Source organism: Streptosporangium sp. NPDC023963, assembly GCF_040639135.1.
Lineage (GTDB): Bacteria > Actinomycetota > Actinomycetes > Streptosporangiales > Streptosporangiaceae > Streptosporangium.
Genome location: NZ_JBEZZK010000001.1, coordinates 552366 through 568655 on the forward strand (window position 1 = coordinate 552366; position 16290 = coordinate 568655).

The 16290-nt window shown below is 74.1% G+C and carries 11 protein-coding genes; 3 read left to right on the forward strand and 8 right to left on the reverse strand.

The features are described 5' to 3' along the window. The first annotated feature begins 110 nt into the window (after positions 1-110). Genes AB0F88_RS02285 through AB0F88_RS02295 form a run of 3 tightly spaced genes read left to right on the forward strand, consistent with a single transcriptional unit; the run spans position 111 to position 5106 of the window. Positions 111-1730, forward strand: a complete 1620-nt coding sequence (locus AB0F88_RS02285; RefSeq protein ID WP_362676451.1) for a PQQ-binding-like beta-propeller repeat protein — start codon at positions 111-113, stop codon at positions 1728-1730. After that, positions 1727-2545, forward strand: a complete 819-nt coding sequence (locus tag AB0F88_RS02290) for a hypothetical protein (RefSeq protein ID WP_362676453.1) — start codon at positions 1727-1729, stop codon at positions 2543-2545. Before AB0F88_RS02285 ends, AB0F88_RS02290 begins: the two co-directional genes overlap by 4 nt. Then, positions 2539-5106 carry a PQQ-binding-like beta-propeller repeat protein gene (locus AB0F88_RS02295; RefSeq protein ID WP_362676455.1) on the forward strand — a complete coding sequence of 856 codons (2568 nt, stop codon included), beginning with the start codon at positions 2539-2541 and terminating at the stop codon, positions 5104-5106. The genes AB0F88_RS02290 and AB0F88_RS02295 overlap by 7 nt, the downstream gene beginning before the upstream one ends. Before the next feature lie 30 nt (positions 5107-5136). On the opposite strand, the gene AB0F88_RS02300 is transcribed toward AB0F88_RS02295, so the two are convergent. From AB0F88_RS02300 to AB0F88_RS02335, 8 genes are all read right to left on the reverse strand, one after another. Continuing rightward, entirely contained in the window at positions 5137-5361 is a 225-nt protein-coding gene (locus AB0F88_RS02300; protein ID WP_362676457.1) for a twin-arginine translocase TatA/TatE family subunit, read from the reverse strand. Between the two features lie 133 nt (positions 5362-5494). After that, positions 5495-7348 carry an asparagine synthase (glutamine-hydrolyzing) gene (gene asnB / locus AB0F88_RS02305; protein ID WP_362676459.1) on the reverse strand — a complete coding sequence of 618 codons (1854 nt, stop codon included), beginning with the start codon at positions 7346-7348 and terminating at the stop codon, positions 5495-5497. Positions 7349-7498: 150 nt separating this feature from the next. Further along, positions 7499-9109, reverse strand: a complete 1611-nt coding sequence (locus AB0F88_RS02310; RefSeq protein WP_362676461.1) for a transcription antitermination factor NusB — start codon at positions 9107-9109, stop codon at positions 7499-7501. 5 nt (positions 9110-9114) lie between these two features. Further along, positions 9115-10044, reverse strand: a complete 930-nt coding sequence (gene fmt, locus AB0F88_RS02315) for a methionyl-tRNA formyltransferase (RefSeq protein ID WP_362676463.1) — start codon at positions 10042-10044, stop codon at positions 9115-9117. A gap of 4 nt (positions 10045-10048) precedes the next feature. Then, positions 10049-10597 (reverse strand): peptide deformylase, encoded by a 549-nt coding sequence (gene def, locus AB0F88_RS02320; RefSeq protein WP_362676465.1) that lies wholly within the window; start codon positions 10595-10597, stop codon positions 10049-10051. A gap of 203 nt (positions 10598-10800) precedes the next feature. Beyond that, positions 10801-12177 (reverse strand): hypothetical protein, encoded by a 1377-nt coding sequence (locus tag AB0F88_RS02325; RefSeq protein ID WP_362676467.1) that lies wholly within the window; start codon positions 12175-12177, stop codon positions 10801-10803. A 40-nt stretch (positions 12178-12217) separates the two neighbouring features. Continuing rightward, positions 12218-13876 (reverse strand): hypothetical protein, encoded by a 1659-nt coding sequence (locus tag AB0F88_RS02330; protein WP_362676469.1) that lies wholly within the window; start codon positions 13874-13876, stop codon positions 12218-12220. Positions 13877-13925: 49 nt separating this feature from the next. Then, positions 13926-16199: a primosomal protein N' gene (locus AB0F88_RS02335; protein ID WP_362676471.1), complete on the reverse strand. Its 2274-nt coding sequence runs from the start codon at positions 16197-16199 to the stop codon at positions 13926-13928. Positions 16200-16290: the final 91 nt, after the last annotated feature.

A 16290-nucleotide genomic window follows, 5' to 3' on the forward strand; every position in this document is an offset into this window, starting at 1 on the left:
GCGAACCGCTGGGGTAATTTCCCTTCCGGATTATCCGAAAGTCATCGAAAGAGACGGGCGCGAGGTCCAGCGACCTCCGCCCCCGTCCCGCCCACCGGAACCGGACGGCAATGTCCCCTCCCCGCCACCGTCACCACCTGCGCTCGGCCCTCGCCCTCGCGGTCATCGCCGCCGCCCTCCTCGCCGTGCCCACCGGGGCTCCGGCGTCCCGGCCACGCACCGTCGAACCGTCACCGATCGCCGGAATCCGCGTCTCCAAGAAGGACGGGATCGTCAGCGCGAGGGTTTCCGGCACCGGCCGGGTCCTATGGAAAAGCGCATGGGAAGGCGATTCCCCGGACGCGTTCGACGTGCTGGTGGAGAAGTTCGGGAAGTCCATGAACGTGGGGGAGGACCGCGAGGAGGGAGAACCGAATACCGCCTCCACCGGCCGCCACCTCGTGATCGAGACCACGTCCGGGTCAGGCAACCCGCACCGCCCCGACGACCGGCGGCGCATCACCGTGATCGATGCCCTGACCGGCCTGCGGACCTGGAGCGTCCTGTCGGGCTACGCCGGGGACGGCCCGGCACGGCCGTTCTTCCACCTCGTAGGCGCGGCGGCGGGGAAGGTCCTCGTCGAGGTTCCCGCCCTCCGGACGATCCGCGCGCTGGACCCGCGCGACGGGACGGTCGTGTGGGAGACGGCCCTGCCCGGCGACTGCGTGAGCGCCTCCCTGCCCAGGGCCGGAGAGAACGTCGTCCGTTCGTACTCGCTCGCGGACGAGAGGCTGGCGGTCGCGATGGGCCGGTGCGAGGACCGCCACACCTCGCTCACCGGCCTCGACCCCGCCACCGGACGCGTCCGCTGGCGACACCGGCTCCCCCCGCCCGGCGACCCGGAGCTGGCCTTGGACGAGGGCGTCTCCTTCGTGACGTTCCCCGGCGCGATCACGGTCGTGGACGGGAGCGGCCTGGTCCTCGCCGACGCCCTCGTCCACTACCCCCCCTCCCGAGTCGTCACCGACGAGGCGGTGATCCTCTCGGGCGACGGGCAGGGCGATCTCGCGGGGGTCAGGTCGATCAGCCGGTCGTCGGGACGGGTCGTGTGGTCCCGGCCCGAGGTGTCGGGCGAGGTCGGCGTCGCCGCGGGGAAGATCTACGTGCGGAGCGACGGGGTGAACCCCTGGCTCGGCGACGGGCTGACCGTTCTCGAACCCGCGGACGGGCGCACACTCGTGACGCTCTCCGCGCCGCTGACCGAGGAGGACATCGAGGCCGCCCTGGCCGCCCCGCCCGGCTGGGGCGAGCGCGGCGGAGTGCCCGCGACCGCCTGGCCGGATCCCTGCGCGCTGCTGCCTCCCGCCGAACTCGCCTCGCGCGCCGGCACCGGCCGGTACGCCGCCACCCCGATCCCCGCGCCCCCCGAGATGAGACTGACCACCCCCCTGTCCTGCGAGCTCACCCCGGCGCGAGGGGGAACACCGGTCACCGTCACCGTCGTGTGCGCGTACGCGTCGGCCGGGAAGGCGGCGAAGGGGATGGAGGAGCTTCCGAGCGAGGGAGAGGCCCCGGGCGTGGCGGAGCACGCCGGCTACTTCGACGCGGCCGAGGACGCGGTCATCCTCAGGGAGGGCCGCGTCATCGTCACGGTGGAGGCCTTCGGCGACCGCGCCCTGCTCCGGCAGGCCGGGCGGATCGTGAGCGGGCGCCTGCGCGAGCCGGAGCCGGTGGGGAAGGGGAATCCGTGACGACGCGGACGTCCTCCGGGCAACCGGCCAGGGACGAGCGACCGGCAGGGGACGCCGCCGAGGAGACCCCGCTGGCGAAGGCCGCCCGGCCGTTCAAGTGGCTCGGGCTCACCGTCGCCGGAGGACTCGCGACGATCATCGCGGGTGCCGTGGTGACCGGCTGGTCGTGGGCGCAGGACCAGTGGCGCGAGTTCCACCGGGAGCCTCGGATCAGCGCGATCGTCTACTCCCCGGAGAATGAGGGGATATCGTTCGCCCTCCCCCGCGCCGTCACCTCCGGCCCCGACCGCCGCCGCCTGCTCGCCGGCGACTACGAGGAGGTGCTCCGGTCCGGCCGGGGAGCGCGCATCGGCGAGATGAAGATCCTCCTGGTGCTGCGGGGACGGCGCAACGACCCGATCCGCGTGCTGGACGTCCGTCCCCGGATCCTGTCCTCGGGACCCGTCGCGGCCGGCACCTGTCTGTCCCTGTCCAACGCCGGCGAATCGCCCGTGTTCCCGGTGAAGGCCGACCTCGACCGGCTGGCCGGCGCCGGGAGCGGCTCCTCCGGGCGGCTCCTGGAGAAGAACCTCGACCTCGTCTACGGGGAACGGGCGTCGGTGGAGCTGACCGTGACGGCGCGAAAGCGCAGCTACGAATGGGACATCGAGGTCTCCTACGTCTACGGCGACTCGCCCGGGGTCCAGCGCGATCACTTCACAGCCGAGGGCGGGCCCTTCCGGCTCACCGGTCCCGCCCGCAGATACGCCATGGCCTACGGAAATCCCATGATCTCCCGTTTTCGCGAGATCGGCAGGAACGTCAAGAGATGCTGACGGGGCCATGGAGAGGTGGCGGGCGGGCGGCGATCCTCACCGTCCTCGTCCTGCTCGTCGCCGTGCCACGCTCCGCCCTCCCCTCCGGCGACCCGGCCAGGACCGGGTTCTCCGAGGTGTGGAGCCTGGAGGCGCCCGGCCCGCTGGACGGCTCCGCGGTGAGGTTGTCCGGCGGGGACCTCCTCGTGCCCACCCGTACGGCGCTGCGGGTCCACGATCCCGCCACCGGTGCCGAGAGGTGGCGGTACGCCCCCGCCGGAGCCGCCGTGCGGGAGTGGGCACCGGCGGGACCCGCGGTGGTCGCGGAAACCCGCCGCCCGACGCCGTCCGGGGACGTCACCGCCCTGACCGGCCTCTCCCGCCGGACCGGCGCCGTGCTCTGGCACCGGGAGGGACTCGGCCTCGGCGCGCCGATGTCCGCCCGGGCGGGGGCGGAGGAGACCCCGCCCGTCGGGCTCGCCCGGGACCCCGTCTCCCGGGCCCTGCTCGGCCTGGACCCCGCGACCGGACGGACCCGGTGGACCCTTCCGCTCCCCCCGTCGTGCGATCGGATGATCGCGGCGGGCTCCGGTGCGCGGACCGCGGCGATCGCGACGCGCTGCGGGAACGGGATCCGGGTCAGCGCGCTCGACCCGGCCGGTGGCGCCGAACGGTGGAGCATGAGGATCACGAGTTTCTCCGCCCTGTACGTCGGGGGCGGCACGGTGGTCGTCTCCCGCCCCGAGAGGCTGACGGTCTACGACGCCGCGACGGGGCGGGTGATCACCGAACGCGGGGACTGCTGGGACGGGTGCGTACCGGTGCACGCCGGTGGACGGATCGTGGTGGCCCGCGACCAGGACGGCGCCTCGGCCGTCGAGGGGATCGACCTCACCCGCGGCTCGGCCGCGTGGAGGTGGGCCCAGCCGAACGGGCCGCGCTACGACCGGCTCGTCCCCCTCGGCGCGGCGGTCTACGCGACACCGTACGGCGACGACCTGGGCAGGGTCCTGGACGTGATCCAGGCGCCGACGGGGCTGCTGCGGCGGACGATGATCCCGGCGGCGGGCCCGCTGTTCGGCGCCGACGGCGACCGGCTCTACTTCGTCCGGACGGTGCGACCGGCCGCCCTGCCCGCGCGGCTGCGGGTCACCGCGCTGCGCGTCCCGGACCGGTTCACCGGTTCCTCCCTCGCGGCCGAACCCGCCACAGTGCCCGCCACAGTGCCCGCCGCACTGCCCGCCGCGGCGCCCGGGGCCGACCTGTGCGGCCCGCTCCGCGCGGCCGGGTTCACCGTGCTCGGCAGGGCCCGGTACCGGCGGGCGGTCCCGCCGTTCACCGCCTGCGAGTTCGGCGAGGCGCGCGGGGAGCCGATGACGGCCGAGTTCTGGCGCCTGGCCACGGAGGCGGAGGCCGCCCGCGTCCTGACGGAACTCGGCGCGGAGAGCGGAGGGATGTCCGTCCCCGGAGTGGGGGACGAGGCCCGCCTGCTGGACGACCGGGGGCGGGCGGTCGTCGTACGCACCGGCCGTGATCTGCTCCGGATCCGATCACCGTACCTCACCGCACGCGACAGGCTGGTCCCTGTCGCCCGCGCGCTGGCCGGGCGGCTCGGCGCGCTGAGATGGGCGGTGCCAGCGAGCTGGTCGCCCCCGGTGGAGTACGGCGTGACACCGGCCGGCCGGATCCGCAGGCTGCCGGGGACCCGGTTCCAGGTGCGCGACGCCCCTGGCTCGCCGCTCTCGCTCACCGCCTACCAGCTCGGGAAGGACGGTCCCGCCTACCTTGGGAACGGCGACGGATTCACCGTGAGGCGGGAGCGCGTGAAGGCCGTCTCTCAGGACGGCCGGTGGGCGGTGAGCGATTTCAGGGACTACGTCGACGGCCGTGACGGCGTCGTCCTCCTCGACCGGCGCGGTGGCGGGGTCCGGCGCATCGCCACGGTGAGGCGCCCCTGGTCGAACACCGCCCCCGTCTGGTCCCCCGACGGCCGCGTGCTGCTGACCCTGTGGCACACCGACGAAAGGGACTACTCGGCCGCGCGCGGGTTCGTCGTCGTCGACCCGGCGTGGGGAACGGTCAAGGTCACCCTCATCGGGGACGACCAGCCCCACAACCCCCCGTACCGGTGGAGCGCCGACGGGACCGGGGTGAGCGGTCACTTCGGCCTCGGCGACCTCTACACCGACCTGGGTGAGGGGTACGACTCCTACGAGCTGCGCACGTTCGGCACCGACGGCGCCCCGCTGTCCGCCGTGCGCGGGCTGGGAAGGCCGGACGGGGAGATCCTCGACCCGTACTCCCCCAGTGGACGGCGGCTGGCCGGGTGGTGCCCGGACCGTCCCCGGAATCTCTGCGTGCACGATGCCGCCACCGGGGCCACGCTCGTCCGAATCGAGACGAGCATGCGGTATCCGATCCGCTGGTACGACGAGGACCATCTGCTGGTGTGGCGCCGCCACGGCGAGGGCCACGCGGCGAGCGTGATGGATCTCCACGGCCGGATCCTCACCGACCTGGCCCGGGACGACTTCGCCGGCCGGAGCGAGATGAAGCTCTTCTACACGCCCCTGCCGCGCTGACGATCCGGGGTCAACCGGGGTGACCCTGGATCATCCGGGGGAAGCGGGCGGAACGAGCGGCGGCTCGTCCCGTCCGCCGGTCTCTCCGGTCTCTCCGGGAGGCGGTGGAGCGTCGTCCGGCCTGTTCACCTCGGTCTTGAAGACGCGCAGGGAGCGGCCCACCGACCTGGCGGCGTCGGGCAGCCTCGCGGAACCGAACAGCAGAATGAACACCGCCACGATGATGAGCAGCTCGGGCAGTCCCAGGTCGGCCATGAGGCGACCTCCTTCCGGTGGTGCGTTCCCGCCCCGGGGGCCGGAGCCGACCGGGGCGGGGGGTTCGGCGCGGTGCCGCCGCGGGCGGGCGGCACAGGGGGCACAGGGGGCACAGGGGGCACGGAGGCGCGGGTCAGATGTCGATCCGGACGCGGTACCTCTCCAGCCAGGCGTTGAACTGAAGGAGCCCCTCCAGCGACGCCCGGCTGCCCGCAGGGCCACCGGCCGCCTCGGGCCGGTCGATCACGGCCCGTACCTTGTCCGGGTCGATCAGCGGCGCGGCGGCCAGGTTCCCGTCGGCGAGCAGCCGGGAGGCCTCCGCGCGGACGGCCTCCTCGTAGGAGGGGTCCTGCGTCGAGGGGTAGGGACTCTTGCGGCGCCCGACGACCGAGGGCGGCAGGACGTCCGCGGCGGCGGCGCGCAGCAGGCTCTTCTCCTGCCCGTCGAAGGTCTTCATCGCCCAGGGGGCGTTGAAGACGTACTCCACCAGCCGGTGGTCGCAGAACGGCACCCGGACCTCCAGCCCGACGGCCATGCTCATGCGGTCCTTGCGGTCCAGCAGGATCTGCACGAACCGGGTGAGGTGCAGGTAGGAGATCTCCCGCATGCGCCGCTCCAGGCCCTCCTCGCCCGGCAGCCGGGGCACCTCGTCGAGCGCCTGCCGGTAGCTGTCCGCGCGGTAGCCGGGAATGTCCAGCTTGTGGGTCAGGCCCTCGTCGAGGAGCGCCCCCACCCCGGCGAACCGCCCGAATCCGGGGGACACCAGCCACGGGAAGGTGTCGGCGGAGACCGCCTCGGGGTCGAAGAACCACCGGTAGCCGCCGAAGACCTCGTCGGCGGACTCGCCGGACAGCGCCACCGTGGAATGGCCCCGGATGGCGCGGAACAGCAGGTAGAGAGAGGTGTCCATGTCGCCGATGCCGATCGGCAGGTCACGCGCCCTCAGGACCGCGGCGCGCACCGCGGGATCCATGAGATCGGAGGAGTCCAGGACGATGTCGGTGTGGTCGGCGCCGATGTGCCGCACGACGTCGTGCACATACGGCGTGTCGGGGGTGTCGCGCATCTCGTCGGGCTTGAAGTTCTCGCTGTACCCGGTGAAGTCGACGGAGAACGACCGGACCTTCCCGGCTCCCTGCCCCTCCAGGCCGAGCGCGGCGAGCGCGGTGACGGTGCTGGAGTCGAGGCCGCCGGAGAGCAGCGTGCACAGCGGAACGTCGGAGATGAGCTGGCGGGTGACGATGTCGTCCAGCAGCTCGCGCACCGTCCCGACGGTGGTGGTGAGGTCGTCGGTGTGATCGTGGGCCTCCAGGTGCCAGTAGGGGCGGCGGCACAGGAAGTCGCGGGTCACCCGGACGGTATGGCCGGGACGGACCTCGTACATGCCCTGGTAGACGGCTCGTTCCGGGGTCTTGACGAAGGCGATCAGCTCGCGCAGGCCGTCCGCGTCGACCGTGGGCGTCCCGACGAGGGGGTTGGCCAGGATCGCCTTGGGCTCGGAGCCGAACAGCACGCCGTTCGGGAGCGGGTGGTAGTACAGCGGCTTGATGCCCATCCGGTCCCGGACGAGCAGCAGCTCCTCCCGGCGGGTGTCCCAGATCCCGAAGGCGAACATGCCGTTCAGCCGTTCGGCGAGGCCCTCACCCCATTCGAGGTAGGCCCGCAGGAGGACCTCGGTGTCGCTCTGCGTCCGGAAGCGGTGGCCGTGGGCGGTCAGCTCCGCGCGTAACTCGACGTAGTTGTAGATCTCGCCGCTGTAGGTGAGGACGACGAGCGGTCGCCCGTCCTCATCGGCGATCATCGGCTGGCGTCCGCCCTCGATGTCGATGATCGCCAGACGCCGGTGGCCCATCGCGGCGTGCGGGGCGAGCCACAGCCCCTCGTCGTCGGGTCCGCGGCAGGCCATGGTGTCGGTCATGGCCTGCGCGACGGCCGCTGATTGCCGGAGATCGCCCTCGAAGTCCACCCATCCACAGATTCCGCACACCTGGACACCCCCGCGTCCCGTTCGGAAGCAGTTATATCCAGTCGAACGGTGTACAGCGCCCATATATGCCCAGATAGGACGCCCTGAGCTGCGACGACGCCCCCGGCGGCCCTCTCCGGGGAGCGCGGGATCCGGAAGCCGGCGCCCCGCTCAGCGGCGGCGCAGCAGGGCCAGGAACATGGCGTCGGTGCCGTGCCGGTGCGGCCAGAACCGCGCGTACGGCCCCTCCCCCAGCCCCTCCACCTCGGGGAGGTGGTCGCGGGCGTCCAGCGCCTCGACGTCGTCACGGCGGCGCAGGACGTCGCCGACCACGATGACGGTCTCGGCCAGGTGCGGCGAGCAGGTCACGTACGCGACCACGCCGCCGGGCCGGACCGCGTCGATCGCCGAGTCGAGCAGGGCGCGCTGGAGCCTGCCCAGCTCGGGGAGGCTCCGGGGGTCGCGGCGCCAGCGGGCCTCGGGGCGGCGGCGCAGCGCGCCCAGGCCCGTGCAGGGGGCGTCGAGCATGACCCGGTCGAAGGCCCCGGGCCGCCAGGCGGGCGCGGTGCCGTCCGCGGTGATCACCGCGGCCTGCCGGGTCGTCTGCCACACCAGCCGCGCCCGGTGGTACTGCAGTTCGGCGGCGAGCAGCCGCGCCCCGCCGGGGAAGGCCACCGGCCCGGCGCCCGGGCCGGGACCCGCGGCGGGGACCGCTCCGGAACCCGTGACCGGGGTCGTACCCGCGACCGGGGCGGGCGCCGCGGCCGGCACGGGCACCCCGGCGCCGGGGCCGCCCAGGCCCGCCTCGTCGCCGCGGGTCGCGATGGCGTCGAGCAGGCCCGCCTTGCCGCCGGGACCCGCGCACAGGTCGAGCCAGCGGGAGTCGGACCCCTCCACCGGGACCCGCGTCAGGGCGAGCGCGACGAGCTGGCTGGCCTCGTCCTGGACGGCCGCGCGCGACTCGGCCACGGCGAGGACCGCGCCGGGGTCGCCCTCGGGCAGGTAGGCCGCGTACGGGGAGTATCTGGCGGGCTCGGCGCCCGCGTCGAGGAGCTCCTTCACCGACGAGCGGCCGGGACGGGCGACCAGGGTCACCTTGGGACGCTCGTTGTCGGCCGCGAGCAGGGCGGCCGTCTCGTCGAAGTCGCCGCCCACCGCGTCGCGCAGGGCGTCGACGATCCACCTCGGGTGGCTGTGCGCCACCGCCAGGTGCCCCACCGGGTCGTCGGCCGGGTCGGGCGCCACGATCGGGATCCACTGCTCCAGGGAACGGGTGGAGACCTTGCGCAGCACGGCGTTGGCGTACTTCGAGGCGCCGATGCCCACCCGCAGCCGCACCAGGTCGACCGTGGTGCCGACGGCGGCGTGCGGGGGGACGCGCGTCTTGAGCAGCTGATGCACGCCCAGGCGGACGGCGTCGAGCAGCGGCGGGTCGACGTCCTCCGGCGCCCGGTCGCTGCAGGCCGCGATGATCTCGTCGTAGGTGCCGAGGCCGCGCAGGGTGCCGTAGGCCAGCTCGGTGGCCAGGCCCGCGTCGCGCCCGGAGAGGCGGCGCTCGCGCAGCAGCGCGGGCATCAGCAGGTTGGCGTAGGCGTCGCGCTCGTCGACGGCGCGCATCAGGTCGTACGCGGCGTTGCGCGCCTCGTCGCGGACCGGCTTGGACGGGCGCCCGCCTCTGCCGCCACCCCTGCCCCCGGCGCCCCTGCCCCCGGCGCCGCGCGAGCGGCCCGCCGGGCCGTGATCCCCGCCGCGCGGGACGTTACGGCCGTTACCACTGCTCATGATCTTCAGGCCAGCCGATCCTCGTCGGTGGGCCGCACGCCGCGGGCCCACTCCCCCGCGCCCATCAGGCGCTTGCCCTGCGGCTGCACCTCGCCCAGCTCGACCGGGTAGGTGGCGGTGCCCACCAGGACGGAGTTCTTGGACGCCGCGATCTGGCCGGGGGCCAGGCCGGAGGCGTCGGGAGCCGGTCGCACCGGACCGATCTTGACGCGCCCGCCGCGGAACTCGGTCCACGCCCCCGGGGCGGGGGTGCAGGCACGGACCAGGCGGTCGACCCGCATGGCGGGCGCGGCCCAGTCGATCCTGGCGTCGTCGACGCCGATCTTCGGGGCGAGGCTCACCCCCTCCGCGGGCTGCGGCACGGCCTCCAGCTTGCCGTCCTCGATCCCGTCGAGGGTGGCGGCCAGCAGCCCCGCGCCCGATTCGGCGAGCCGGGCGAGCAGCCCCCCGCTGGTGTCGGCGGGGCGGATCTCCTCGGTGACCACACCGTAGACCGGGCCCGCGTCCAGCTCCTTGACGATCTGGAAGGTGGCCGCGCCGGTGATCGCGTCACCGTGGAGCACGGCGTGCTGCACCGGTGCCGCGCCGCGCCAGGCCGGCAACAGCGAGAAGTGGAGGTTGACCCAGCCGTACCGAGGGATGTCCAGGGCGGCCTGCGGCAGGAGCGCGCCGTAGGCGACCACCGGGCAGCAGTCGGGGCCGAGCTCCCTGAGCCGGTCGAGAAACTCCGGGTCACCCGCCTTGGGCGGCCTGAGCACCTCGATGCCCGCCTCCTCGGCGAGTTCGGCGACGGGGCTCGGATGGACCTTGCGGCCCCGGCCCGACTGGGCGTCCGGGCGCGTGACGACGGCGACGACGTCGTGGCGAGGCGAGTCGATCAGGGCCCGCAGCGAGGGCAGGGCGGTGTCCGGGGTTCCGGCGAAGACCAGGCGCAAGGTCCTACAGAGCCTTCCCTTGGGTGGGGTGCGGGGAGAGCTTGAACGCGGGGGCCGACCCCCCGTTCCAGTCGGCCTCGCGGATCGCCTTCATGGCGAGCTTGCGCTGCTTGAGATCCAGCCGGTCGATGAACAGCACGCCGTCCAGATGGTCGGTCTCGTGCTGGAAGCAGCGGGCCATCAGGTCGGTGCCCTCGAGGGTCACCGGCTCGCCGTACATGGTGAAACCGGTCGCCACGGCCCGGATCGACCTGGGCGTGGGAAAGGACAGGCCGGGGAACGACAGGCAGCCCTCCTCCCCCTCCTCGTCCTTGTCGTCCGACAGGTCGAGACTGGGGTTGATCAGGTGCCCGAGCTGGTCGTCCACGTAGTAGGTGAAGACCCGCAGCCCGACTCCGATCTGCGGCGCCGCCAGACCGGCTCCCGGCGCGTCCATCATCGTGTCGGTGAGGTCTTTGACGAGCTTGCGCAGCTCCTTGTCGAAGTCCTTGACCGGCTCGGCCGGAGTGCGCAGCACCGGGTCGCCGAAAAGGCGGATCGGCTGAATGGCCAACAGGGATCTCCTCACGCTTCAGGGGATTGCCCCAGTCTAAGGGCGACGGCCACCTCCCCCGGGCCTTCTCCCGGACCGGGCGCGGGCTCTCTCCCCGATCGGCCCCGGGCCTTCTTCCGGACCGGGCACGGGTCTTCTCCCGGACCGGGCACGGGGCCGGCCCGGCGGGCCGCCGGACGCGCGGACGCGAGGGGAAGGTCAGGTCAGCGGGAGCGGGCCTTCATGGCGGCCTTGCGGGCGGACTTGGCCACCGCCGCGTCGCCGTGGCGGGAACCCAGCAGGTCCAGGACGGCGAAGGTGTCGGGATGGTCCACCAGGGCCATCTCCTCGATCACGCGGACGAGGTCCTCGCCGGGTTCGAGGGCGTCGAACTCGCAGATCGCCTCGGAGGCGTCGCCGCGCTCCAGGAGCGAGGCGAGCGAGTCGACCGCCAGCCAGGTGTTGTCGGCGGGCGTGAGGGCGGGCGCGGGCAGGTCGCGGATGTGCAGCCAGGAGGCGGCGTAGCGCCACATGGCGGGCTCGGAGAGCGCCTCCCTGAGCGGGGCCTCGGCCTCGGGGCCGAGCTCCTCCAGGATCGTGCCCGCGGCGCCGCGGCGGCCGGCCGTGCCCGAGGCGGCGACCTTGACCAGTTCGCGGGCGGCGGCCTCGGGATGGCGGGACTCCAGCCACACGGTGACGGCACTGGGCGCGGCGGAGCCCTTCATGATCGCCTCGACAAGCTCGGCCGCGCCGATGTCGGTGAAGACGGCGACCTCGGCGCCCGTCGGCGCGTCGTGGCCCTCGCGCATCAGGTCCTGGCGGACGGCCCACATGCCGAGCGGGGTCAGCCGGGGCCGGCCCTCCGGCGAGGTCTCGACCAGCCCGCAGTAGCCCAGGAGCGACAGGGCCGACTCCAGCTGGGCCGGGAGCGCGCGGGCCAGCACCCGCATCTCCGCCTGGCGGGCCCCGCAGGCCACCTGGTGCGACTGCAGGATGCCCTTCACCAGGGTCGCGGTGGACAGCCCCTCGCGCACGGCGTACAGCGTGGCGAGCATCTCGGCGAGGTGGTCGTCGATCACCGGGGACCCGGTGAGGTCGTCGTCGGCGCGGTCGAGGACGTCCATGACCACCCCGTCCCAGAATCCCAGCAGCGCCCGGGGCGGCAGGTCGGGAGAGAGCGCGAGCGGGCCGGGCGTCACCCGGCCCCGGGAGATGCGGAGCATGCCGGTGTTGACGGCGACCACCCAGAGCAGGTGCAGCCGGGCGGGGCCCGGCAGACCGAGCTCTGCGCACGGCGCGAACGGGTCGGGCAGCAGGCCCTCGGGGGTCACCTGGCGGGCGCCGGTCCAGGCGGCCAGGCGCTGGGCGTCGATCACCAGCGGCACGTGCGGCACCAGCGCGGCCAGCTCCGTGTCGGCGGCGAGGTCGACAGGGGGGAAGCTCAGCGCGTCGCCGCGCGGGGGGCACTCGCGGCCCGTGGCGGTGACGGACTCCTCCAGGACGGCCGCCCGCAGCTCGCGGGGTGCCGTTCCCAGCTCGTCGACCAGCCTGCGCAGTTCGCCGATGTCGAAGACGTTCCCACTGTTCCCGCTCTTTGCCACCCGTGAAACTTACTGCACTCGCGCCTCACGCATACACGGCTCAGCCGATGGCGCGGGAACGTGCCTTGAAAGCCGCCTTGCGGGCCGCCTTGGCCGCTCCGTGATCTCTCAGAGAGCGTCCGAGCAGCTCAAGGACGTCGACGACCTCGGGATGGTCGACCCGCCACATCTCCTCGATCACGTGTGGCGGGGGGCCGGAGGCGGACATGTTCTCGGCGAACGTCTCCGGATCCTCCTCGGCGGCGGGCATAGCCAGGGCGAGCATGTCCACGCTCATCCAGAGCACCTCCTCCTGGGTGAGGACGGGGGCCGCCAGGCCCCGCGTGCTCAGCCAGTGGATGGCGTGCGGGCGCAGCTCCGGCTCCTCCAGGAAGGCGCGCACCGCCTCCTCGGCGTCGGGGCCGAGGCGGTCGACGATCGTCACCGCGACGCCCCTGGCGACCGCGGGCGCGCCGGAGACGGAGCCGAGCAGCTCGGTGACCGCCTGCGCCGGGGTCCTGTTCTCCAGCCAGCCCCCGATGTCGGCCTCGGCCATCTCGGCGGGCATGCCGGAGAGCAGTCCCTCGATGAGCTCGGGCGCGTCGGCGGTGGTCAGGTCGGGCGCCTCGGGCGCCTCCATGCCCAGGTCGGTGTAGAGCTCGTGCAGTCCCCACAGGGCCAGCGGGGTGAGCTCGAGCAGCTCCTCGCCCGGCTCGGCCATCCCGCAGTAGGCGAGCCGCCTGACGGCCTCGGGAATGTCGATCTCGCCTTCCTCGACCAGGCCGATCTCCTGCATGTACTCCCTGACGAGGGGGATCGGCACGGGCGCCTGGAGGCGGTAGAGCATGTCGCACAGGCCGTAGAGCTCCTCGTCGAGGGAGACGTCGCCCGTCACGGCGCCGCCCGTCTCCTTCTCGACGACGAACTCGACCGTCGCGGCCCAGATGTCGAGCGGGTCGAAGTCCTCGCCGTCGAAGATGGCGGTGCCCTCGACCGTGACCAGGCCGGTGTGCACCGCGAGCTCCCACAGCAGTCCGGGATCGGTCACCGAGAGCTGGGCGGTCGCCTCGGCGGCGTCGCGGACCCTGAGCCGGCCCTTGACGGTCGGGGTGCGGCCCCCGGCGAGCATCCACTGGACCAGCCTGCGCGCGTCGGTGATCAGCGGCACCCGCAGGGCGCTCCGGGTGAGCGCCTCGCGGGGGGCCAGGCGCACGGCGGGAAGGGGCGAGCAGCCGGGGCAGTCGCAGTGCTCGACGGCGGGTTCCTCCTGCACCGCGGAGACGGAGAGGATCGCGCTGCCGGCGTCCTGCTCCAGCGAGTCGGCGCCCATCGCGCTGAAGAGGCTCTTGGCCATGCCGAACCGGGAGGTGTCGGCGAGGGCGATGGGCATCTCGGGTTCGATCCGGTCGAGGACGCTCCTCATCCGGACCGCCATCTTGCCGCCGATCTCCTCGGTGGCGAGCAGGAAGTCGACCAGGGTACGGGCGGCGGCGACGGTCTCCGGGGCGCTCTCCGGGGGGGCGATGACCTTGCGCGGATAGATGTTGAGCAGCAGCTCCTCGAAGGCGACAGGGGTGAAGTCACCCAGCTCGTTCACGTCCAGATAGTCACTCGCGTAGTCGCAGAGCAGCCGTACCTCGTCCACGTCAACGTCCAGGCCGTGCGCACGCCCCCACGCGCGCAGGTCGTCTACGGCCCGATTCACCCATTCGATCGACACAGGGGAAAATTAACGGCTTACTGCCAGCACCGCGAATCGGGGAAACAACTCAAATCACATCTAGAGGGTCAATGCATACCTTGACCACCTCCGGAGCCTTGCGCGCGGAGCGCACTCCGGCGGCCCCTTTCAGCGCCGCGGCCAGTGCCGCTCCGGAGCCCCGCGCGATCCGCACCATGGCGCGTTCCCGCACTTGATCCCCCTTGGGGGAGGCCACCGGGACGGGACCGAGCACCTGTGCCTCGGGGGGCAGCGTCATCTCGCCGAGCATTTCCCTGACCGCTGCCGGGGATCCGGTGAGCGTCGCCATTTTCACCGCAGGGGGGAAACCGAGTTCTGTCCTGTCAGCTAGTTCCCTCTCGGCATGGGTGACCGGGTCCCAGCGCAGCAGAGCCTGTACGGCGGCGAGCGAGGAGTCGGCCAGCACGACCAGTTCCGCCGAGGGCCGCAGCAGGGCCGCCGCGTTCATCCACCGGCGCAGCGTCTCCTCGGCGGCGCGCAGGTCGGGCCGGCCGAGCAGCGCCCAGCCGTCCAGCAGCACCGCCGCCGCGTACCCTCCCTCGGGCACCGGCTCGGCCCCCGGGGTGGCCACCACCAGGGCGCGGCCCGCGCCGACCGTGGCGAGCACCCCGTCCCGGCCCGACGTCCTGACCGGCACCGAGGGGAAGGCCCGCCCCAGCTCCTCGGCGGTGCGCCGGGCGCCGACCACCTGGGCCCGCACCCGGGCGCCGCCGCAGGACGGGCAGCGCCACTCACCGGCGATCCGGCCGCACCAGCGGCAGTACGGGGCCACGTGGCCGGCGCGCAGCGCGAACGGGCCGCCGCAGTGCCCGCAGCGGGCGGTCGCCCGGCAGCTCTGGCAGGCCAGCGAGGGCAGGTAGCCCCGCCGGGGGACCTGCACCAGCACGGGACCGCTCTCCAGCCCGGCGCGCAGGGTCCGCCAGGCGAGGCTGGGCAGCCGGGCGGCCCTGGCGGCCTCGTCCCTGGCCAGCTCCGAGTCCTCCCCCGCCGGGCGGACCCTCGGCGCCCTGGTCCTGACCGTCCCGCGAGCCGCGACGACGGGCCCGGCCCAGCCCGCCGCGATGAGCCGGGTGGCCTCCGCCGTGCGGGCGTACCCCCCGATGAGCATGCCCGCCCGCGCGCGGTGGGCGCGCAGGGCGAGGACCTCCCTGGCGTGGGGGTAGGGGGCGAGCCGCTCGGAGTGCAGGTCGTCGCCGTCGTCCCAGATGACCGCCAGCCCGAGATCCCTGACCGGGGCGAACGCCGTGCCCCTGGTCCCCGCCGCGACCCGCACCTGTCCCCTGGCCACCCGCAGCCATCGCCGGTAGCGCTCGGCGGGCCCGAGGTCGGCCGTGAGCGCCACGTGCGCGCCGGGCTCCAGGACGGCGCTGAGGGCCGCGTCGAGCAGGGCCACGTCCTTGCCGTCGGGAAGCACCACGAGGGCGCCCCTGCCCCCACGCAGCGTCTCCCGTACGGCGACCGCGACCGCCTCCGGCCATCCCGGCCCGCTCTCCCCGGTTCCCGGCAGGGCGGTCCACACCGCGCGGGGGGAGCCTCCCTTCGCCAGGGCGGCCAGGAACGCCTCCCCTTCCGGATAGTCCGCCCACGGCCCCGGCCCCGCCGGTCCCGCCTCCCGCGCCGGGTCGGGGGCGGCCGGGGCCGGTGGGACCGGAACCGGGTCGGGAGCGGGAGCGGGCGGGGCCGGTGGGACCGAGGCCGGAGTGACCGGAACCGGGGCGGGAGCGGGAACGGGCGGGCTCGAGGCGGCCGGGGCGGCGGCCTCGGCCTCGACCCTGGCGTGGCGGGGCGGGACGGCCAGGCGCAGGACGTCGGCCATGGTCCCGGCGTAGTGGTCGGCCACGGCGCGGGCCAGCGCGGCGATCTCCGGGGTGAGCACGGGCTCGGCGGAGACGACCCTCTCCAGGCGGGTCAGCCTGCCCTCGTGCTCGGTGCTCTCCGCCCGTTCCAGCAGGAAGCCGTCGACGAGCTTGCCCGCGAACCGGACGCGGACCCGGACCCCGGGCACGGCGGCGGCGTCCAGGGGCGCGGGGACGAGATAGTCGAACAACCGGTCGAGGTGCGGCAGCGGCGTGTCGACGACGACCCGGGCGACCGGCAGCTCGGCGGCCGGCTCCGGCACCCCCCTGACCGGCTCGGCCACCCCGGCCGCCCTGGCCGTCCCGGCGGCCCTGACGACCCTGGAGGTCCTGAAGGTCCTGGAGGCGCCGCCCCGAGCCCTCGCCGGACCGCCGGGCGCGGGCCGCTCGCGGACGGCGTCGAGCGGCAGCAGGGCGTCGTCGTCCGGCGAGGGGCTGTGGGTCACCCACCTGTCCTACCAGACCCGGGCACCCGCCCAGACGACGGCGGGCGAGGTGGCCGGCTCCCGCGCAGGGAAGACGGGAGGCCGCTCCGGC